This window comes from Yinghuangia sp. ASG 101 (genome assembly GCF_021165735.1).
Classification (GTDB): domain Bacteria; phylum Actinomycetota; class Actinomycetes; order Streptomycetales; family Streptomycetaceae; genus Yinghuangia.
Window position 1 is genome coordinate 3686133 of sequence record NZ_CP088911.1, and the last position, 19099, is coordinate 3705231.

The 19099-nt window shown below is 70.5% G+C and carries 19 protein-coding genes and 1 pseudogene; 10 read left to right on the forward strand and 10 right to left on the reverse strand.

The features are described from left to right. Positions 1 to 32 precede the first annotated feature (32 nt). Positions 33 to 1160: a M20 family metallopeptidase gene (locus LO772_RS15580; RefSeq protein ID WP_231779003.1), complete on the forward strand. Its 1128-nt coding sequence runs from the start codon at positions 33 to 35 to the stop codon at positions 1158 to 1160. Between the two features lie 508 nt (positions 1161 to 1668). Here the strand turns inward: LO772_RS15580 and LO772_RS15585 are convergent. From LO772_RS15585 to LO772_RS15595, 3 genes are read right to left on the reverse strand one after another with little or no spacing between them, the layout of a single operon-like run. Next, on the reverse strand, positions 1669 to 3567 hold the full coding sequence (locus tag LO772_RS15585) for an AAA family ATPase (RefSeq protein ID WP_231779004.1): 1899 nt from the start codon (positions 3565 to 3567) through the stop codon (positions 1669 to 1671). A 33-nt stretch (positions 3568 to 3600) separates the two neighbouring features. Then, positions 3601 to 4170 carry a hypothetical protein gene (locus LO772_RS15590; protein WP_231779005.1) on the reverse strand — a complete coding sequence of 190 codons (570 nt, stop codon included), beginning with the start codon at positions 4168 to 4170 and terminating at the stop codon, positions 3601 to 3603. Next, positions 4167 to 5531, reverse strand: coding sequence for a dsDNA nuclease domain-containing protein (locus tag LO772_RS15595; RefSeq protein ID WP_231779006.1), 1365 nt, complete (start codon positions 5529 to 5531; stop codon positions 4167 to 4169). Before LO772_RS15595 ends, LO772_RS15590 begins: the two co-directional genes overlap by 4 nt. 193 nt (positions 5532 to 5724) lie before the next feature. Between LO772_RS15595 and LO772_RS36340 the strand changes: the two are divergent. Together LO772_RS36340 and LO772_RS15600 are read left to right on the forward strand one after the other, a co-directional pair. Continuing rightward, a pseudogene (locus LO772_RS36340) lies at positions 5725 to 6060 on the forward strand (transposase); the annotation flags it as partial. Continuing rightward, positions 6032 to 6277 (forward strand): hypothetical protein, encoded by a 246-nt coding sequence (locus tag LO772_RS15600; RefSeq protein ID WP_231779007.1) that lies wholly within the window; start codon positions 6032 to 6034, stop codon positions 6275 to 6277. The pseudogene LO772_RS36340 and the gene LO772_RS15600, both read left to right, overlap by 29 nt. 241 nt (positions 6278 to 6518) lie before the next feature. On the opposite strand, the gene LO772_RS15605 is transcribed toward LO772_RS15600, so the two are convergent. Continuing rightward, complete coding sequence (locus LO772_RS15605; protein WP_231779008.1) at positions 6519 to 7181, reverse strand: TetR/AcrR family transcriptional regulator; 663 nt, start codon at positions 7179 to 7181, stop codon at positions 6519 to 6521. Between the two features lie 97 nt (positions 7182 to 7278). Between LO772_RS15605 and LO772_RS15610 the strand changes: the two genes are divergently transcribed. After that, entirely contained in the window at positions 7279 to 7722 is a 444-nt protein-coding gene (locus tag LO772_RS15610) for a Dabb family protein (protein ID WP_231779009.1), read from the forward strand. 49 nt (positions 7723 to 7771) lie between these two features. On the opposite strand, the gene LO772_RS15615 is transcribed toward LO772_RS15610, so the two are convergent. After that, positions 7772 to 8413, reverse strand: coding sequence for a TetR/AcrR family transcriptional regulator (locus LO772_RS15615; RefSeq protein ID WP_231779010.1), 642 nt, complete (start codon positions 8411 to 8413; stop codon positions 7772 to 7774). Positions 8414 to 8522: 109 nt separating this feature from the next. On the opposite strand from LO772_RS15615, the gene LO772_RS15620 reads away from it, so the two are divergent. Both LO772_RS15620 and LO772_RS15625 read left to right on the forward strand, forming a co-directional pair. Continuing rightward, the gene (locus tag LO772_RS15620; RefSeq protein ID WP_231779011.1) at positions 8523 to 9557 is read left to right on the forward strand and encodes a zinc-dependent alcohol dehydrogenase; all 1035 of its coding nucleotides are present in this window, start codon (positions 8523 to 8525) and stop codon (positions 9555 to 9557) included. A 58-nt stretch (positions 9558 to 9615) separates the two neighbouring features. Beyond that, positions 9616 to 10428: a sugar phosphate isomerase/epimerase family protein gene (locus LO772_RS15625; RefSeq protein ID WP_231779012.1), complete on the forward strand. Its 813-nt coding sequence runs from the start codon at positions 9616 to 9618 to the stop codon at positions 10426 to 10428. A gap of 129 nt (positions 10429 to 10557) precedes the next feature. Here LO772_RS15625 and LO772_RS15630 read toward each other — a convergent pair whose 3' ends face one another. The 4 genes from LO772_RS15630 to LO772_RS15645 all read right to left on the reverse strand — a co-directional run bounded on the left by LO772_RS15630 (position 10558) and on the right by LO772_RS15645 (position 14383). Next, positions 10558 to 11148: a hypothetical protein gene (locus LO772_RS15630; RefSeq protein ID WP_231779013.1), complete on the reverse strand. Its 591-nt coding sequence runs from the start codon at positions 11146 to 11148 to the stop codon at positions 10558 to 10560. Between the two features lie 116 nt (positions 11149 to 11264). Beyond that, a complete protein-coding gene (locus LO772_RS15635) occupies positions 11265 to 13343 on the reverse strand; it encodes a catalase (protein WP_231779014.1) in 2079 nt (692 codons plus the stop codon). 178 nt (positions 13344 to 13521) lie between these two features. Continuing rightward, positions 13522 to 13932 (reverse strand): VOC family protein, encoded by a 411-nt coding sequence (locus LO772_RS15640; RefSeq protein WP_231779015.1) that lies wholly within the window; start codon positions 13930 to 13932, stop codon positions 13522 to 13524. Between the two features lie 10 nt (positions 13933 to 13942). Then, the gene (locus LO772_RS15645; RefSeq protein WP_231779016.1) at positions 13943 to 14383 is read right to left on the reverse strand and encodes a helix-turn-helix transcriptional regulator; all 441 of its coding nucleotides are present in this window, start codon (positions 14381 to 14383) and stop codon (positions 13943 to 13945) included. A gap of 225 nt (positions 14384 to 14608) precedes the next feature. Between LO772_RS15645 and LO772_RS15650 the strand changes: the two genes are divergently transcribed. Together LO772_RS15650 and LO772_RS15655 are read left to right on the forward strand one after the other, a co-directional pair. Next, positions 14609 to 15076, forward strand: a complete 468-nt coding sequence (locus LO772_RS15650) for a dCMP deaminase (protein ID WP_443089422.1) — start codon at positions 14609 to 14611, stop codon at positions 15074 to 15076. 189 nt (positions 15077 to 15265) lie between these two features. Beyond that, the gene (locus tag LO772_RS15655; protein ID WP_231779017.1) at positions 15266 to 15694 is read left to right on the forward strand and encodes a hypothetical protein; all 429 of its coding nucleotides are present in this window, start codon (positions 15266 to 15268) and stop codon (positions 15692 to 15694) included. A 115-nt stretch (positions 15695 to 15809) separates the two neighbouring features. Here LO772_RS15655 and LO772_RS15660 read toward each other — a convergent pair whose 3' ends face one another. Next, positions 15810 to 16901 carry an aminoglycoside phosphotransferase family protein gene (locus LO772_RS15660; protein WP_231779018.1) on the reverse strand — a complete coding sequence of 364 codons (1092 nt, stop codon included), beginning with the start codon at positions 16899 to 16901 and terminating at the stop codon, positions 15810 to 15812. Positions 16902 to 17421: 520 nt separating this feature from the next. On the opposite strand from LO772_RS15660, the gene LO772_RS15665 reads away from it, so the two are divergent. Together LO772_RS15665 and LO772_RS15670 are read left to right on the forward strand one after the other, a co-directional pair. Continuing rightward, positions 17422 to 17814, forward strand: a complete 393-nt coding sequence (locus LO772_RS15665; protein ID WP_231779019.1) for a hypothetical protein — start codon at positions 17422 to 17424, stop codon at positions 17812 to 17814. Then, positions 17726 to 19084 (forward strand): hypothetical protein, encoded by a 1359-nt coding sequence (locus LO772_RS15670; RefSeq protein ID WP_231779020.1) that lies wholly within the window; start codon positions 17726 to 17728, stop codon positions 19082 to 19084. Before LO772_RS15665 ends, LO772_RS15670 begins: the two co-directional genes overlap by 89 nt. The last annotated feature ends 15 nt before the right edge of the window (positions 19085 to 19099 follow it).

Genomic DNA, 19099 nt, shown 5'->3' on the forward strand with positions numbered 1-19099 from the left:
CCCAGCCGCCGCCCGACGGGAAGGATCGGACCATGAGCGATCGCGGAGACCTCCGAAAGCAAGCCCGAGACCAGGCCCGGCACATGACCGACCTGCTCGCCGAACTCGTCGCCTGCGAATCGCCTTCGGGGAACGTCCCCGCCCTCAACCGCTGCGCGGACCTCGTGGCGGAGGCCGGCCGCGCCGTCCTCGGCTACCTGCCGCAGCGCATCGCCACGGAGGACGGACCGCACCTGCTCTGGGCAGGCGACAGCCCCGACCCGGTCATGCTGCTCGGACACTTCGACACCGTCTGGCCCGTCGGCACGCTCAACGACATCCCCTTCACCATCCAAGACGGCGTCGCCCGCGGCCCCGGCGTCTTCGACATGAAAGCCGGCATCGTCCAGATGCTCACCGCCGCATCACTGGTCGAAGACCCGTTCCGCATCCGGCTCCTCCTCACCTGCGACGAGGAAACCGGCTCCCTGACCTCCCGCGAACTCGTCGAATCACAAGCCCACTCCGCACGCGCCGTCCTCGTCGGAGAACCCAGCGCCGACGGCGGCGCCGTCAAAATCGCCCGCAAGGGCATCAGCGGATACCAAGTCACCGCCCAAGGCCGCGCCGCCCACGCCGGCCTCGAACCCGAACTCGGCATCAACGCCGGCCTGGAGATCGCCGCCCAAGCACTCGCCATCGCCGAACTCACGCGTCAGGCCGTCGGCACCACGGTCACCCCGACCGTTATCACCGCAGGCACCACCGCGAACACCGTCCCCGAACGCGCCACCGTCCACGTGGACGCCCGAGCCTGGACACGAGACGAACTCGACCTGGTAGACGCCGGAATCCGACAACTCACACCCCACCTCCCCGGCGCCGCCCTCACCATCACCGGCGGCATCAACCGCTACCCCTTCGAACTCGAAACCGCGCTCCCCCTACTCGCCGAGCTCCAAATCGCCGCGAAAACCCTGGGCCTCCCCGAACCCGACGGCGTACGCTCCGGCGGCGGCTCGGACGGCAACTACACCGCCGCCCTCGGCACCCCCACCCTGGACGGCCTCGGCGCCATCGGCGCCCACCCCCACGGCCGCAACGAACACGTACTCGTCAACACCATGCCCGACCGCACCGCGCTGACGGCTGCCTTCATCGACCGACTCTCCGGGCGCTGACCCTGCGCCGGAAAAATGAGACAGCCCCTACTGCGTCGTCGGCATGTACGCCGGCACGGGCAAGGTCGCCGCCCTCAACCAGGGACAGGCCCCGTTCTTCGAGCGTCGCCTGAACGACCTGATGCCAAGCACCGGGCCACCGGCAAACCGAATTTCACCGCCTCCCACACAGACTCCGCCGAGTTCGATCGACATCACCGCAGGCCACCGCCTCCGCGATCGTCGCGTCGATGAGCTCTTGGAAGACCCCCTCCCGCGCCCACGCCCGGAACCGGTCGTAGACCGTTGACTAGGAGCCGTAGCGCTCCGGCACGTCCAGCCAGGGGCTGCCCGTGCGGAAACGGCACATCACCGCGTCGAACTGCTTGCGCAGATCCGGGATCGGCCCGAACGCCCCGGCAAGGGCCGAACCACCAAACCCATGATCCGAACATCAATCAGGCCCCAGCGGCCGGGTTTCGGACAGGCACGCCCAATCCGGAGTGCCCAGCCGCTCCGCCTCCCTGGCTTACAGATCCTCCAACCGTTTGGCGTGTTCAGGCCCGGGGTGGGCGACTCCGGGGACCATCGCGTTGCCGTAGTCAAACTCGACTCGCCCGAAGAAGTCGCTAGTCACCGGAGGAGGATCGTTGTCGGCGATGATCAACTGCAGACGCCCCTGCTCCCCATACGTCTCGGCCAGCGTCCGAAAGCGGCTGTAGATCTGTTCGGCTGCCTGCCGGTCGCGGTCGTTGTTGCCGAAGGCCTTGCGCGGCGAGTCGACGATCAACAGCGACGGAACAAGCACGTCCGGGTGGTCCACACTGAACGTCAGCAAAGAGAGGCTGTACGCGACGTTGATCGACGTCGCGATGCCGCCACCAGACGCCTGCTGCGCCTCGAACGGCGCGTCGTTGACGATCGGAAGGAAGGTGTCGGTATCGATGCACGCCGACTGCTTCCAGGGCAGTCGCCACGCCTCAAGCAGTTCGTCGAACTCCATACTGAGTTCGACGACCAGTGCGCGCCGTGCCGCGAACAAGGCGTTGCGCTCCTTGATCTTCTTCGCGACCGTGCGCTGGGTGCTCTTGAGTTCGCTGACCGCCTTTGCGATGGCCCGGACACGGGCCCAGGTGTCCCGAAGACTGGTCACCGCGTCGATGGCGGCCTTGAGCATGGCGACACGGGCACTGGCGTCGGCGACGGCATCGAACCGGGGCGCGACGGCATCGCGTGTCCGCGCGTCGAGTTGGCGCCGTAGCAGCATCACCCGCAGGTCCGCCACCTGTGCCCGGTCCTGCGCGCGCTCCCGAAGGGCGAGGTCGTCTGCCTCCAGCCGTGTTGCCTCCTCGAGTTGCTTGACGAGCTCGGCACGGGCCTCCCCCAAGGCGGCGTCCGCGTCGTCGTTGACGGGATCGGGCTGGCAGCAGACGAGGCAGTGCCCCTCAGGAACAGTGCGAGCCGTGAGCGGCTGGGTGCAGCGCGGGCAGGTGACGTAGTCGAACGGCGTGAGATGACTGACCGCCGAGCCAGAGCGTTCCAACCGCGCCAAGTCGACCTGGAGCTGCGCGATGATCGCGCGGCGCGACCCGAGCACTTCGTGTGCCGCCGCCATCTGGTCCTGGCTCAGCCGGGCGTCGGCGACCGCGGCAGCCAATTCGCTGCGCAAGGCCGTATCGGCAGCGTTTTCCTGCACGAGTTCCCCGCGCAGACTCTCGAGGGCCTCCTGGGCGCGCTCCAGGGTACCCCGCAGCTCGACCAGTTCTGCCCGCAGTTCGTCGTCGGTGCGTGCGTCACTGGCCTCAAGGAACCGGGCAACGTTCATTCGTTCGGTATCCCGGTCTTTCACCTCGTCCTTGAGCTTGCTGGCCTGGAGCTTGAGGTCCATCAGCTCGCTGTCCGTCAGGCCGAACATGAGCCGGAACAGCTCCTTGCGCTTGGGCTCGAACCAGCCCTCAAGATGACCGACGACCTGACGGTCAATCTCCCGCGCCTGCACGTACACATACATGAACAGGTCGTTGAACGTCAGATTCTGAGGAGCGGCGACCCCCTCGCGGCGGGCGGCCACCTGCTCACGCGGGAACCCGATGGCGTCCAGCAGGTAGTCGGAAACGCTCGGCTCGTCGCCAGCCGCCCCCACACGCAGGGTTCGCTCCAGGGTGAGCGACCGCGATTCCCGGACCTCCACGTAGGCGGAGGCATGGCCGAGCAGCGCTCGCTTGAGCACCACGCGTTCATCACCGGCCTCGATCTCCGCCTGCACCGACAGCACGTTGTCCCGCACCGCCGGCGTCAGCATCGCCGAACCACCCAGCACATGCTTGATCAGCATCAGCAGGCTCGACTTGCCAGTACCGATCGGCCCGCTGAGGATCGTTGCAGGACGGTCGAACCGGTACGTGGCCTCGGCGTTCGCCGTGGTCACGGTCAAAGACCTCACGCGCAGGTGAACAGCCACTCAGATCTCCGCCCGCCACGGCCGGTCCACCGCGTCCGGCAGCTTGTCGTAAATAAGGTTCTTGAGCGCGGACCCCGACCTGTTGAAGTGCTTTTTCAGCAGCTTCGCCCGGGCCGCCACCACCGCCCACTGAGGCGCGGCCTCCAGCGACGCTGCCGCAGCCGCTCCCCGCTCCGTCACCCGGAACTCAGCCTGGCCAGGCGAGCCTACGGTGATCAGCCCACGAGCGACCAGCGACGCCAGCACCCCGTAGTACCGCTGGTCCCACGGCCCGTACTTGTATCGCGTCATCCGGCTCTCCACAGCGACACGCTCCGCGTCCGTCGGCTCCGCGCCCGCAGGCCATCCCCGCCCACCATTCGGAAGCAGACGCTCCAGCATCACCGGGTACCGCAGCAGGAAATCGAGCTTCGCCAGCTTGGTCAGCCCCGCCAGACTCCCCCGCGCGGTGGTGAAGCGCGCGATCAGCAACAGCACCCGCGCCTCGTGATACGCAGCCTCCAACTGCTCCGCGCGCCGGGCTTCAACACGCAGCCGGGCAGCCTCCTGAACAAAATTCACGCCGCTCACGAGGCCTCCCCGTCCAGCTCGAACGGCTCGGACAGGAAGAAACGGCACTCTTCCGCCAACTGATATGCCAAGCCCCTCAGGTGCAGATCATTCACCGGGAACGGCAACGGCACCGCCAGCCCGTCGGATGTCAGCCGCTCCGCCATCAGCCGATGCATCACAGGCCCGAAATCATCGCCGACAACCCGTTCTTGCGCCTGGTCACGGCAACGGAACACGACGTCCAGCACCGCAAGCGACAGACTGAACAAGTCCGCCTCGTCACCGGCAAGACCGGAGCGCAGCCCGGCCCACGTGGCATACCAGGCCGACCGCAACTGCTCGGCGAACACGGCCTCGTCCGATGAAACCCGTCCGCGCCGCAGCTTCTGCGCCAGCCGGTGCCCTCCGGGGCCGCTAGCGGGCAGCGCCCCTCGCGGAAGCACCGGGAGCTTGCCCGAGGTGCACACGAACGTGTCCAGGATGGACTTGCGCGCCAGTGTGCGACGGGCGATTCGCAGCTGCAGCTGCTTGTCGTAGTTGCGTCGCTCCGGGTCCGCTATGTATGCAGCGAGCTGTATCTGAACGTCGTCGCCGCGGTTCGCCTGCTCGATACGTTCGATCAAGGCGCGGTAGGTGGCATCCACGTCCACGTGCGCCATCCCCAGCCGATCGACCGCAGGCTCTAGCAGTTGCCGTATGTTCTCGTCCTTGATGCCCCCCTGCGACGGCAGCTTGGAGGTGATCTCCAGCACCCCGAGGAACCGCCGGACCTTCTCCACGAACCCCGGTGGCACTGCAATGTCATCGTTCTTCTTCACCTTCGGCGTGACAGGGATGTTCGGATACGGCTGATCCCAGCGCACCCGCAGAAACTGATGCGCGACGGCGGTCGCCATCTCCCGGACGCCCACGGCGATCCGAGGGTCCGGTCCGCACATGCCTGCAAGCCATCTCGCATTACCCGGAACCGTGTTCAAGCCCGCGTTCGTCGCCAGCCGAAGCCGGACGTTCTCCGCGCACTCGCAAGCGCACCATCGGTCGAACAAATGCGCCAACCCTCCGCTCTTGCACAGCTCGACCAACGTCCACGGAGGAAGATCCAGTTGCCGATGTTTGACCGACACCAGCTCAACCGAACCGTCGGTGTACGCGACGACGAAATCTTCGTGCCACTCACACACGACGAAGTCGATGCGCTCCTCGGTCAGCATCGCCAGACAGTCCCGCGCCGCCACCTGCGCCTGGTAGCGGTACCAGCCCAGCGTCTGCGAACCGCTGTCCTCTTCGGGCTCCAGTTGAAACAACAACTGGCCTAGAGCGTCCTCAGCCTCCAGGGCCGCATCGCCCGCGGCGCTGCCGGAATCCAGCGCATCCGCCACTCCCCCACCTCCGGCCGCACCCCAATTGGACCGTTCGCCCGAAGAAGATCCCCTTCGTACCACAACGCGTAGCGTCTGCACAGGAATTCAGGAGCAACAGGATCACCCGAACGACTGGTGGCGTGTACCTGCAACGCGCCGAAACACTGCCGTCGAAAGCTGAACGTTCGTTTCCGCGCGACGGACCAACAGCCCGTGGCGGGATGTTCCGGAACGCTACGGTTCCTGGTCGACAATCTACGACCAGTTCCGGATGTGGGCTCGTGAGGGGATCTTCCAGTCCCTCATGGACGCGGTGATCGCGGAGTCGGCAGCCCGCGGCGGCGGCGGTGCGGAACGGCGGTGCGACAGACGGGGATTGCCTGTGGTGGCGCGGCGTGATCGACTTTGGGTCCGATGGCGTGCAGCCGATGGTGGGACTGGGATGCTGGTGCGCGCGAACGTGTGGAGGCGCTTGGCCGCAGTGCCGCCCAGTTGGCCGTCGAGGTATCGGAGTGTTCGTGGATCCAGTTCAGGGCACCGATATTGAGGCGGTGACGGGCACGGGTGACGGCGAGGCAGGCGAGGCGGGCTTCGGTGTCGGAGATGTCGCTGGCGCAGTCCTGGCCGTTGTCCTCCTCGACGTCCTCGGGCTCGCATTCGGCGAAGTGCTCGCCGATGCGGACGTTGTCCCCTGCACTGGGCAGGCTCACCAGGTGGGGCGCGTGTCGGGACGCAAACCGTGGCGCTCGTTCCTGCGCGCGTGAGCGATGCGTGAGCGGACGTGCTCACGCATCGCGTGACGAGGGCGGATCAGCAGGACAGCAGCCAGTCAAAAACCGGACATTTTGGGATTATGGACCGCCGTGGGGACGGTGGATCACGAATCCCGCTCGTCTTGTAAAGCGAAAGTCGTCGGTTCGAACCCGACTCGGGGCTCTGCGAAACCTCAGGTCAGACTCGGTCTGGCCTGGGGTTTTTTTGATTCCGGGACCGTTGGGGTGGCGGTCAGGCGGGTCCGGGTGGGGGTGGGAGGTAGGCCCTCAGGAAGGTGTCGACGGCCGCGGTGGCGAGGGCGTGGGTCTCGGTGGGCGGGACCGTGCGGTTGCCGAGGTGGGAGCGGGCCTCCATGGGGGCGGTGAGCAGGGCGAGGAACTGCTCGGCGGCCTGGGCGGGGTCGCACGGGCGCAGCCGTTCCGACAGGCAGAGCCGGGCCAGGCGGTCGGCCAGTGCCTCGGCGACGCGGAGCGAGGTGCGGGCGTGGACGTCCTCGACGAGGTCGGGGAAATGGACGACCTGAGCGTGGGTCAACCGCCGCAGCGCCGTAGAGCGTTCGTCGCAGCAGACGACGAGCAGCCGGTACGCGGCGTCCTCCAGCGCCGCCGCGAGGTCGCCGCCGGGTTCGCGCAGGGCGTCGAGGACGGCGAGGCAGTCGGCCTGGACCGCGTCGGCGGCGGTGCGCACCGCGTTCCGGAACAGGTCCTCCTTGTCGGCGAAGTGGTTGTAGACCGTCGGCTTGGCGACGCCGGCTTCCGCGGCGACCTCGCGTACGCCCGACTGCTCGTACCCCTGCCGTGCGAACACCGCGAAGGCGGCGTCGAGGATCGCTCGCCGCTTGTCGACGCGCCCGCGGGGGGCGAACCGTTGCCTGGAGGGCGCTGCTTCGGTCACGGGCGAAGCCTAGCGCGAGTCAATAAATATGACCCCGCTGGTTCAGTTTTCCGCTCCGGTTGTGCCAGGATACCGATCGACCTACTTATCTGAACCCATGGGTTCAATCGAAGGAGTCGACGTGATCGTCAACGTGCAGCGCTTCGCGTTCAAAACCGAAACCACCGACGAGGAGCGCGCCGAGGCACTCGCCGCCTGGCGGCGGACCGGGAGCGTCGAGTCGGTGGCGTTCTCGACCGTCGGCCGCGATCTGGGCGACGAGGCCGACGGCTACACCCACGCGTACTGCTGCGGCATCAAGGACCTCGCGGCGCTGGAGCGCTACATGCACGACCCCGTGCACCTGGCCGGCGACCCGGTGATCCTGCCCCGGCTGGCACGGCTGTCCGCGGTGCGCTTCAGCGACGACCCCGCGCCGGACCTCGCCGAGGCGATCGCCGCGATCTACCTGGAGAAGGTCCGCAGGTACCCGGAGTGGGAGGCCCTGCTGAACGCGATTCCGGAGGTGAGCGTGGCCCCCGCCCCGGAGCGTCGGGGCTGACGCTCGCCACAGACGACACGGGCGGGCCGCGGGCCGGGGAGCCGGGACGTCAGGGGGCGAGGACGGCGGTGATCGCCTGGCGGCACAGCGCACGGACGGTCGCCGTGTCGGCGGCGCCGGGCTGGGTCAGGGAGAGGGCGGCGACGCCGCGGGCCATCGCGGTGACCATGACCGCCGCGGCGTCGGGGTCGACGTCGTCGCGGATCGACCCGTCGGCCCGGCCGTCGCGGATGGTGCCGGCCAGTTCCTCGTGCGTCCGCCGGTCGGCCTCGATCGCGGTGGGCATCGGCGCCTCGGCGGGGAACGTCGCGCCCCACAGCACGACCACCGCGCGCTCCTCGGGGGAGTCCGCGGTCGCGAAGACCCGGAGGTAGGTGTCGATCGTCGCGAGCAGCACCTCCAGCTTGGGGAGCGCGTCGATGTGCCGGTGCTCGCGGGCGAGTGCCTCGGTGGTCGCCTTCAGGGTCCGTTCGTGCGCCTGCTCGGTGAGCCGGGCGACCAAGGCGTCCTTGGACCCGAAGTGGTACGCGGGCATCGCACGGCTGATGCCGGCGCGGGCGCCGATGCCGCGCAGCGACGCGCGGTCGACCCCGCGCTCCGCGATCAGCTCGGCCGCGGCACGCAGCACCGCCTCCTCCGACGCCGCCCTGCGCTCCGCCTGCGTCCGCCGCGTCCCGGCGCTCTCGTCCACGGTCCGCCACCTTAAAAACCTGTCAGTCGACTGTCAACCATTGACTTGCCTGTCGGCTGACAGATAAAAAGACGTCCACTTCATCGGCGGATCGGAGGGAGGGCGCACGATGCCCCGGGCGATCGTGTTCAAAGGTGACGAGACCTGGGAGCTGCGCGAGGTCCCGAAGCCGAGGCTGCGGCCCGGATGCGCGGTGCTGCGGGTCGAGGCGGTCGGCATCTGCCACAGCGACGTCGACCAGTTCCGGGGGCATGCCCCGGTGCCGTCGGGCGGGGTGTTCCCCACGGTCCCCGGCCACGAGATCGTCGGGCGGATCGAGGAGATCTCCCCCGAGGCGCGCGAGGCGTTCGGCGTCGGGGAAGGCGACCGGGTCGGGGTCCGCTCGACCGTGGTCGGGCCGGACGGACGCCGGGTCTACGGCTTCGACTTCCCCCTCGGCGAGGCGTCCGGGCTCTTCGGCGGCTACGCCGACTACATGGAGCTGGTGCCCGGCTCGGAGGTGCACCGGCTCCGCGACGACCTGCCCGCGACCGAGCTGACGATCTACGAGAGCCTGACCAACGCGATCACCTGGATCCGCCCGGTCCGGCCGGGGCAGACGCTCGTCGTGCAGGGTCCCGGGCACATGGGGCTCGCCGCGATCGTCGCGGCGCGCGCGGCCGGCGCCGGGACGATCGTCGTGGCGGGCCTGGCCGGCGACCGCCTCCGGCTCGACACCGCGCTCACGGCCGGTGCGGACCACGCCGTCGACGTGGAGAACGAGGACGTGGTCGCCCGCGTCGCCGAGATCACCGGGGGCGCGATGGCGGACGTCGTCCTCGACGCCGCCTCGGGCAGCCCCGTCACGCTGCTCACCGCCCTGGACATCGCCCGGACCGGCGGCACGATCGTCGCGGCCGGGATGAAGGACCGCCTCCTCGACGGGTTCGACGTCAGCCGCATACCGCTGCGCCACCTGACCATCGCCCCCGGCGGCGGCCTCGACCTCGCCGGCGCCTGCACGATGATCAACGACGGCAAGGTGCCCACCGGCCTGCTCCACGGCGCGTCCTTCCCGCTGGAGCGGTTCGAGGACGCCCTGGCGCTGGCCGACCGGCGCGTCCCCGGGCACGACGCCGTACGCGTCTCCCTCCGCGTGGCCTGAGCGCCGCCGCGCCCACCGCCCCCCTTCCGCCCCGACCCCCCAGAGAGCGAGACCCGGAATGCGTGCCCTGGGAATCGAGTTCCTCAGCGTCTTCGGGATGCCGCCGGTCGAGTTCGTCGCGCTGGCGGCCGACGTCGGCTGCCGGCACATCTCGACCGGCCTGGAGTCCGGCCCGTCCAACCCCCTGGGGTATCCGCCGTTCTCGTTGCGCGACGACGCCGCGCTGCGGCGGGAGATGACCGCCGCGATGCGGGACCGCGGCGTCTCCGTATCGCTCGGCGAGGGGATGAACATCCGTGCGGGCACCGACATCCGCGACCGCCTCCCCGACCTGGAACTCCTGGCGGAACTGGGGGCGGAGCGGATCAACACCGTCTCCCTCGACCCGGATCCGGGCCGCAGCATCGAGCAGTTCGGTGTTCTCGCGGAAGCCGCGGCGTCGTTCGGCATGGAGACGACCGTGGAGCCGAGCCCGGGCCTCACGATCGGGGACCTGCCGACCGCCCTCGACGCGATCCGGCAGGTCGGACGGCCGGACTTCCGCCTCCTCGTCGACACCATGCACATCGTCCGGTCCGGCTCCACCGCCGAGGACATCCGCGCCCTCGACCCCGCCGTCATCGGCTACATCCAGCTCAGCGACGCCCCGCTCACCCCCGCCACGCCCGACTACATGACCGAGGCGATGTTCGAGCGCATGGAGCCGGGAACCGGCGAACTCCCCCTCGTCGACCTGCTTTCCGCGCTGCCGGGCGACCGAGTCATCGGCCTCGAGGTCCCCAACCGCGCCCACGCGGAATCCGGTGTCAGCCCCCGCGACCGGCTGGGCCGCTGCGTCGAGGCCGCCCGGGGCCTGCTGGCCCGGGTGTGACCGGTCACCACGCACACCGGGCGCGGCGCATCGGCCACGGGCGCCGCTCGCGGTGACAGGTTCGGAGGCCGCTTCGCGGCGGCCGGCACGCCGCCGGTTCCCGGACGGGAGCGGCGGTAGGCGCCGCCGTCAGCCCCAGGCGGTGACCCGGAACGTGACCGCCTTCAGGCTGGCCCGGGTCACCTGCACGAACGCGATCCGGCCCTCGTCGGTCTGCACGCAGAAACGCATGCCCGACTTGAGGTCCTCGATGCTGCCGGTGCCGCGCTTGGACACGGCCTCGGCGCAGTCGGCCGCCGTGGGCTCGGAGCCTTCGGCGGGGAGCATCGCCATGGTCTTGGCGTAGTCCGCGGTGATCAGCGCGGGGGGCGGGATGTTGAAGAGCATGCTGAGGTCAGCGCCGTCCTCGCCCGACTGTGCGAGCGGCGCCTCGGCGTCCAGGACCAGGTGGCTGCTGCTCTCGCCGACGGTCACGTCGCTCGGGCCGTACAGCAGTTTCGACGGGGCGCCCTGGGCCGGGGGCGCGGGGGCGTTCCCGGAGCCGCCGGTCGTGCCGCCGGTGCCGCCGCCCGCCGGGTCGGCGGGGGCGTTCGACGACGCGGCCGGCTTGTCGTCGGAACCCGAGTCGCCGGCCAGTTTGATCGACACCACGATCCCGATGAGCGGGATGACGATCCCGACGACCCACCATGCCCAGCGCGGCTGGTTCTGAGTACTCACGTGGCTCCCCGAGAAGGCGCGGGCCGAAGCCCGGCGACTCTACCAACCCGCGGCGGCGACCGCGGAGATTCGCGGGCCGCCCGAACCGCGTCCGACCGCCGCGGGCCCGCGGCGGATCAGCGGTCCCAGTGCCGGTGGGCCGCGACGGCCGCGGCGAACGCGGCACCGAACGCGTCGGTGTCGCCCGCGCCCGTGACGACGCCCGCGCCGTCCTCCGGGACCCCCGCCGCCGCGAGCAGCCGGGCTCCCGCGCCCAGCGCCCCCACGGCCTTGCCGTGCCGCCAGGCCTCGGTGACGAACTCGACCGCGGCGCCGTCGCCGGACAGGGAGTCCGCCGCACGGGGGCCGTCGGCGACGAGGACGGCGTCGTACAGCGGCGATCCCATGGTCAGGGTCGAGCGCAGCGCGTTCACCGCGGCGCCGTCGGTCTCCAGCGGGCCCTGGTGCGGCGCGACGACCTCGCAGACCGCGCCCTGGCCGGTCAGTGCCTCGACCACGGCGGTCAGCCCGGTCCCGTCGACGCCGTCGGCGGCCAGGACGGCGATCTTCCGTGTGCCGATCCCGCCGTCGCCGCGCAGCCGGTCGATGGCGAGTGCCGGCGACGGGGCCGGTTCGGGGGTGTCCCCGGACGCGGACGGGGGTGCCAGGCCCAGGCCTTCCGCGACGCGGGCGGCGAGCCCGCCGTCGACGCGGGCGAGTTGGGCGACGACGTCGCGGCGGATCTCCACGGTCGCGCATTTGCCGAGTTCGAAGCGGAACGCCTCGACGATGTGGTCGCGCTCCCAGTCGGACACGCTCCGCCAGAACAGCGCGGCCTGCGTGAAGTGGTCGGCGAAGCTGGGGCTGCGCCGCTTCACCGCCGCGCCGTGGACGTGTTCCTGGAGGTGTTCGTAGCCGTCGCCGGCCCCGGCGATGTAGGGGCAGCCGCCCGCGAGCGAGTTGGGGCTGTAACTCCCGCGCCCCTGCGGGATCGCGGTCTGGTGGTGGCCGTCGCGCTGGTTGTTGTGCACCGGCGCCAGGGGCCGGTTGACGGGGAGTTGCGCGAAGTTGGGGCCGCCGAGGCGGATGAGCTGGGTGTCGAGGTACGAGAACAACCGGGCCTGGAGCAGCGGGTCGTTCGTGAAGTCGATGCCCGGGACGACGTGTCCGGTGTGGAAGGCGACTTGCTCGGTTTCGGCGAAGAAGTTGTCCGGGTTGCGGTTGAGCACCATGCGCCCGACCGGGGTCACCGGCACCAGTTCCTCGGGGATGATCTTGGTGGCGTCCAGCAGGTCGAAGTCGAAGTCGTGCTCGCGGTCGGCCGGGACCATCTGGAAGCCGAGCTCCCACTCGGGGAAGTCGCCGTTCGCGATGGCCTCCCACAGGTCGCGGCGGTTGAAGTCGGGGTCCTGCCCGGCGATCTTCTGCGCCTCGTCCCACACCAGCGAGTGCACGCCGAGTTTCGGCCGCCAGTGGAACTTGACGAACGTCGCGGTGCCGTCGGCGGCGACGAGCCGGAAGGTGTGCACGCCGAATCCCTGCATCATGCGGTAGCTGCGCGGGATGGCGCGGTCGGACATCAGCCACATCATCATGTGGGTGGTCTCCGTCTGGTTGCGCACGAAGTCCCACAGCGTGTCGTGCGCGGAGGCCGCCTGCGGGATCTCGTTGTCCGGCTCCGGTTTGACCGCGTGCACGAAGTCCGGGAATTTGACGCCGTCCTGGATGAAGAAGACCGGCATGTTGTTGCCGACCAGGTCGAAGTTGCCGTCCTCGGTGTAGAACTTCACGGCGAAGCCCCGGACGTCGCGTACCGTGTCGGCGGAGCCGCGGGACCCGGCGACCGTCGAGAAGCGCACGAACACCGGGGTGCGGCGCACGGGTTCGGCCAGGAAGCGCGCCGCGGTGACGTCGCCCATCGCCGCGTAGGGCTCGAAGTAGCCGTACGCTCCCGCGCCGCGCGCGTGCACCACGCGCTCGGGGATGCGCTCGTGGTCGAAGTGCGTGATCTTCTCGCGGAAGTGGAAGTCCTCCAGCAGCGACGGCCCGCGTTCGCCCGCACGCAGCGTGTTGTCGTCGTCGTCGACCGGCACGCCCTGGTTCGTGGTCAGTACGGCGTCCTCGTCGTGGACGCGGTACTGGTCCAGTTGCGCGTCCTTCACGTCCGGGGCCTGGCCGGCGTCGTACGCGTCGCCGCGGTCGGGTGTCTGGTTCATGGCCGCCTCCAGTCGCGTGGATGCCCCTTCCCGGGGTTCCGGACGGTGCGCGGCTACCCGGCCTGCCGTGCCCTACCCGGCACGTTTGCCGCACACCCTCGGGCGAACACGCGTTCGACCAAAAGCGCTCGCGCGTCGGCGGCCCGGGCCGTCCGGGGCCGCCGACGGGGCCGGCGGGTCAGCCCTTCCGCTCCTGGGAGATCCGGACGGTGTTGCCGGACGGGTCGCGGAAGGCGCAGTCGCGCGGGCCCCACTGCTGGTCGATGGGCTCCTGGAGCACCTCGGCGCCGGACGCCCGCACCTTCTCGAACAGGCCGTCGAGGTCGTCGGTGCGGAAGACGTACATCGGCAGGACGCCCTTGGTCAGCAGTTCCTGAAGGGCGTCGCCGTCGGCCTGCGACCGGCCCGCGTGCGGCTCGGACAGGACCAGCTCCAGGCCGGGCTGGCTCGCGCTGCCGAGGGTGACCCAGCGGAACTCGCCGGACGGGACGTCGTTGCGTACCTCCAGGCCGAGCGCGTCCCGGTAGAAGCCCAGGGCCTCGTCGACGTCGTTGACGGTGATGTGGCAGTAGTGGAGAGCGATGTTCATGCCGTCAACGCTAGGAGGCGGCCCGCCGGTCCGCTTCTCGAATCCTGCTCGGCCCGGACCGGCTCGGCCGGGTGCGCACCTTCGCCAGGCACGGCGGCATCGCCGCCACGGCGTGGTGCTCGCGGGCCCGGTACGCGGTCGGCGTCTCGCCGACGACCTCGGTGAACCGGGAGCTGAACGAACCGAGCGACGTACAGCCGACCGCCATGCACGCGTCGGTCACACGCACGCCCGCGCGCAGCAGCGCCATCGCGCGTTCGATACGGCGGGTCATCAGGTAGGTGTACGGCGTCTCGCCGTACACCGCCCGGAACCGGCGGGAGAAATGCGCCGGGGACATCAGCGCGCGGCGGGCCAGCGTCGGGACGTCGAGCGGGCGGGCGTACTCGCGGTCGATCAGGTCCCGCGCCCGCCGCAGGTGCGCGAGATCGGCGAGCTGTTCCGGGGTCATACCGCCAGAATACGTGCGGGCGCCGACAATGCCCCGGGGCCGGCCTCCCGGGTGGGCGGCACCCGCCATCAGCGGATTTTTCCTGGTAAGCGCCTCGGGGGGCGACCGGCCAAACAGATGGCTGATCTCCGCCCCCCACGCGCGCGCCCGAACGAGCCCGTGCGGGGCGCACACATTACCCCCGTGAGGTAGAGCGCGCGGGGTATGAGCTGGGACGATCTGCCTGTGTCTGAATCACTGTTGAGTGCCGACCAGGAGCTGAGGCTGCGGCGAGCCATCGCCCTCGCGCACCTGTGTCCGCCTTCGAGCACGGCATTTTCGGTCGGAGCCACCCTCGTCGCCGCGGACGGGACCGTCCTCGCCGAGGGGTTCTCCCGCGAGGAGCACCCGCACGAGCACGCCGAGGAAGCGGCGCTGCGCAAGGTCGACCCGGACGACCCGCGCCTGCCGACGGCCGTGCTGTACTGCTCGCTCGAACCCTGCTCGAAACGGGCGTCACGGCCGGTCAGTTGTACGGAGTGGATCCTGCGCGCCGGAATCAACACGGTGGTGTTCGCGTGGCGCGAACCCTCGTTGTTCGTGGACTGCGAAGGAGCCGAACTGCTGCGTGCGGCCGGCGTGCTGGTCGTCGAGGCGGCGCAATACGCCGAGCTGGCGAAACGGACCAACGCGCACCTCCTGGGCGGTAATTGACGCCGCTACGTGAACACCCGCGGGTGGGGCAAGGCCGTTCCCGGTCGTTTCCCCGCGGAACCGACTCCGGGAAAAACACCGACAAGGCGCGGAATCCGTTTCGTTGGAGCCAAAAAAGGCGCATCGTGTGCAACCCTTTCGCCGTTCCACCGGTCTAACCGAGACCAGACGCGACCTTTGGGAGCTCCTGTGCGACGTATTCATCTCGGCACGACGGCGGCGATCGCCGCCGTACTGCTCACCGCGGCTTGTGGCAGCGAAAGCGCCGGCTCCGATCCAGCCACGGGGGGTGGGCCGGCGAATGCGACGGCCGTGGAGCCGGCAACGGCCCCGCAGTATCAGGTGATCAACGAAAAGAGATACCTCGACGGCGGCAGTGTCGACCTGCTCATCGCCAATGCCACCGCCGACCAGGCCCGCAATGCGATCCGCAATTACGCTCAAACGCTGAGTGGCGACATACGGGACTTCTCGATCCGTGTCGTCCACACTCCGGACGCCAAAACCTTTGTCTGTACCGGCCATTGGCTGCGGGACGCGGAGGCCGCCAAGCGGACCACCAGTGCCGTCACCGCGTCCGCATGGCCGCATATCGAAATAAACTGCCCGGAAGAGTAGGGGAAAGCGCGAAAGGAATGGCCCGACCGGATACCGGTCGGGCCATTCGCGTTCGGTCACCGGCGGCCTTCGGCCGCGGGCTCCCGTGGTGGGGTGCCCGGTCGCGGGCGGGCGGTCACAGGCGGCTGTCGGACACCGTCGTCATCGGGCGGGCGGGCCCCGGCAGGTGTACCCGCACGGACCGCCGCCGAGGCTCGGTCAAGCGCCGGGCCTGCGCCCGGAGGGCGTGCTCCGCCTCCGGGTCCCCGCCGTCGCGCAGGGCGTGCAACAGCTCGGCGGTGACCACGAGTTCGGCTATCCGGCCGTCCGCCGAGTCGAGCACCGGGAACTCGCCGCGGACGCGGGAGGCGAGGCCGGGCACCAGGAGGCTGTGCGCGTGCAGCATCGCCGCGTCGTACCCGAGCGGCGCACGGCCCCAGCGCTCCCAGTCCAGCAGGCACGGCGTGTCCCGCGTGACGTTGGCCCAGTGCAGGTCGCCGTGGACGGGGACCATCGTGCGCAGCGTCGGCGCGCGGACACCGAGGTATTCGGGGACGAGCCGGTCCACGACCTCCTGACGCGTCGTCACGCGCTGGGTGCGCGCCTCGCCGACGGCGTCCAGGGCCGCGTGCAGGCCGTCCCACCACGCGTCCGGCAGGTCGTGCGGCCCGTGCGCCACCGGGGTCGGCGAGCAGACCAAGTCGCGTACGTACTCCGTGAGTTCCGCGCGATAGGCGACCTTGTCGACCGTGCCGTCGTCCGGTTTCGCGCCCTGGCCGCCCGCCCGCGTCGCCGCGTCCACCCAGTCCAGCAGGCCGAGCAGTCGCGGGCGGTGCCCGCCGAGCGCGCCGAACGCGAACTCGGCGGTCTTGTTGCCCTGCCACTGCTCGCCGTTCGCCTCCGCGACCGGGCTGGCCTGGAGCCGCAGCCAGGTGCGGCGCCCGTCGGCGCGGTCGGTCGGCCGACCGACCGCGCGGTCGCCGGCGCTCCACACCACGGGCCCCGCCGGCACCACGTTCATGCGCTCGGCGGCGAGTCCGAGGGCCGTGAGCATGCGCGCGCGGCGCCCGCTCTTCGGCGACGCGGCGTTCTCGGGCGGATTCGCGGCCTCGGACGCCTTCGGGGAACCGCCGCGCCGCGGCTTCTCACCGGGCCGCACCGCGTCCGGCGCCCGGTCGCGTTTGCGTGCCGGGGCCTGCCGGGTGCGTCCGGTCTTCGCGGCGCTCATCGTGCGGCCCGTCCGCGGCAGGCGGGGCCCGGAACCGGGCTCTTGCCGCCGCCTTCGTCAAACGCTCGCACTCGCGCGTGCGCCGACATCGGGGTGGCGAGCATCGCGTGGCTGAGGGTTGTGCCGTGCATGCCGAGAACCTCCGGTTCCGGTACGTGAGTCGACTCCGCCGTCCCCTACCGCGGAGAGGGTGTCGGACGTGTTCCGTGGTCCGGGCGGACGGCCCCGGGCCTCGGGACCGCCCGCCCGGCGCGCCTGCCCTGATGAATCCGGTCGAGGGAAACCGGACCCGGGCGCCGGGCGGACGGTGCGCCGCCCGACGCTCGGGGCGCCGCGGCGGTGGCCGGTGCGACGGGTTCGGGGAGCGGCGCGCGGAGTCGGACGGTCGCGAGACAGGCGCGGCGTCATTGGCACGCCCGTCCGATCACTCGCGTACGACCGCTCGGCACCCCGTGTGCGGCGACCGGGGTCCCGGCCGCTCCTCGCCGTCACGCTGCCACCTCCTGGGGCACCGCCATTGGTGCCTGAGGTCGAGCGTCCGCCGCGTGGGGCACGCCTCGATAGCGTCGTCGTCACGTCGTCCTGCCGTCATGACCGCGCCGTTGGCGTCATCCGGACTGTCGCACGACACTTTTCCGCGCATCGCGGACTGTCGCCGCGCGCTTTCGCGGCTAGTGTCGAAAAGGACGAGCTGCACCGCCCACGCGGGGGGTTCGATGACATCGCCCGCTTCGACCGCATCGACCGCTTCGACAACTTCGACTACTTCGGCACCTTCGATGACCGCCATGAAAGCGACGAGTTCGACGGCTTCCACGACTTCGATGACAGCGACGACGGCACCCACGCTGCTCCGCGTCCTGGTGGCGCGGCGGCACTGGCAGGTCTACGAGACCTTCCGGCACCACTATGAACGGGCCGCCGGGGCACTCGCCGAACGCGAAGGCGACCGACGCGTCAGCAAACTCACCGTCTCCAAGCGGCAGTTCGAGCGCTGGTACGGCGGCGAGTTGAAGACGCGCCCGTATCCCGACCAATGCCGGGTCCTGGAGACGATGTTCGGCATCCCGGTCGACGAACTCCTCGCCCCCGCCGAGCCGTCGGCCGACGAGCCGTGGACGGCGTCGGTCGACGACGGCACGTGGGCCGATCTCGGCGTGGGCGAGCGCGAACGGCAGGTCGCCATGGCGGCGCGCCGGGCGTTCCGCTTCAGCAGCACCATCGAGGGCAGCTCGGTCGGACCGGAGACGCTCGACCAACTCAACGACGAGGTACGGCGGATCGCCGCCGTCTACCCGCAGCTTCCGCTCCCCTCCCTGCTCGGCGACCTCGTCGAACTCCAGGACACGTCCTTCCGTTTCCTCGAACAGGGTCGCGTCCGGCCCACGCAGGCCCGCGAGTTGTACGTGATGGCGGGGATGGCGTCCGGAATGCTCGCGAAGGCGAGCCACGACCTGGGCGACCCCCGGTCGGCGATGACGCAGGCCCGCACGTCGTACATCTGCGCGGAGAACGCGGACCATCCCGCGCTGCGCGCCTGGGCGCGGGGCCTGCAGTCGCTCATCACCTACTGGGCCGGGCGCCCGCACGAGGCCGCCCGCTACGCCGCGCTCGGCACCACGACCGTCCAGGGCCTGCACGGCACCACGGCCGTGTGGCTCGCCTGCCTCGCGGCGCGCGCGCACGCCGTCCTCGGCAACGCCGGCGCCGCGAGGGCCGCCGCGGCCCAGGCCGAGGACGCCCGATCGGCGCTGCGGCCCGACGACTTGGACGCGTACGGCGGGATCATGACCTTCCCGGCGCCGCGCCAGCTGTACTACACGGCCGAGGCGTCCGTACACCTCGGCGTCGACCACCGGGACGCCGAATCGCAGGCGTTCGCCGCCGTCCGGGCCTACCGCGACGCGCGGCCGGACGAATGGGCGTTCAGCGACGAGGCGGGCGCGCACACCAACCTCGCGCGGGCCCGGGTCGCCAACGGGGAACTGGACGGTGCTGCGGAGGCCGTCCGCCCGGTGCTCGATCTCCCGGTCGAGCAAAGGAACTTCGGCATCATCACGAGTGCCCGACGGGTGTACGACGCGCTGTCCGAGCCCCGGTTCCGCTCCGCCCGCGCCGCGCTGGAAGTGCGCGCGGAGATCGAGGAGTTCTCGACCATCTCGACGGCCGCCGTCGTGCGCTGACACGCGGCACGGACG

Excerpts from the sequence above, each read along its gene's own strand:
- LO772_RS15635 (WP_231779014.1), bottom strand. The coding sequence starts at position 13,343 with ATGAACCAGACACCCGACCGCGGCGACGCGTACGACGCCGGCCAGGCC.
- LO772_RS15620 (WP_231779011.1), top strand. The coding sequence starts at position 8,523 with ATGCCCCGGGCGATCGTGTTCAAAGGTGACGAGACCTGGGAGCTGCGC.
- LO772_RS15640 (WP_231779015.1), bottom strand. The coding sequence starts at position 13,932 with ATGAACATCGCTCTCCACTACTGCCACATCACCGTCAACGACGTCGAC.
- LO772_RS15625 (WP_231779012.1), top strand. The coding sequence starts at position 9,616 with ATGCGTGCCCTGGGAATCGAGTTCCTCAGCGTCTTCGGGATGCCGCCG.
- LO772_RS15670 (WP_231779020.1), top strand. The coding sequence starts at position 17,726 with ATGACAGCGACGACGGCACCCACGCTGCTCCGCGTCCTGGTGGCGCGG.
- LO772_RS15610 (WP_231779009.1), top strand. The coding sequence starts at position 7,279 with ATGGGTTCAATCGAAGGAGTCGACGTGATCGTCAACGTGCAGCGCTTC.
- LO772_RS15660 (WP_231779018.1), bottom strand. The coding sequence starts at position 16,901 with ATGAGCGCCGCGAAGACCGGACGCACCCGGCAGGCCCCGGCACGCAAA.
- LO772_RS15645 (WP_231779016.1), bottom strand. The coding sequence starts at position 14,383 with ATGACCCCGGAACAGCTCGCCGATCTCGCGCACCTGCGGCGGGCGCGG.
- LO772_RS15580 (WP_231779003.1), top strand. The coding sequence starts at position 33 with ATGAGCGATCGCGGAGACCTCCGAAAGCAAGCCCGAGACCAGGCCCGG.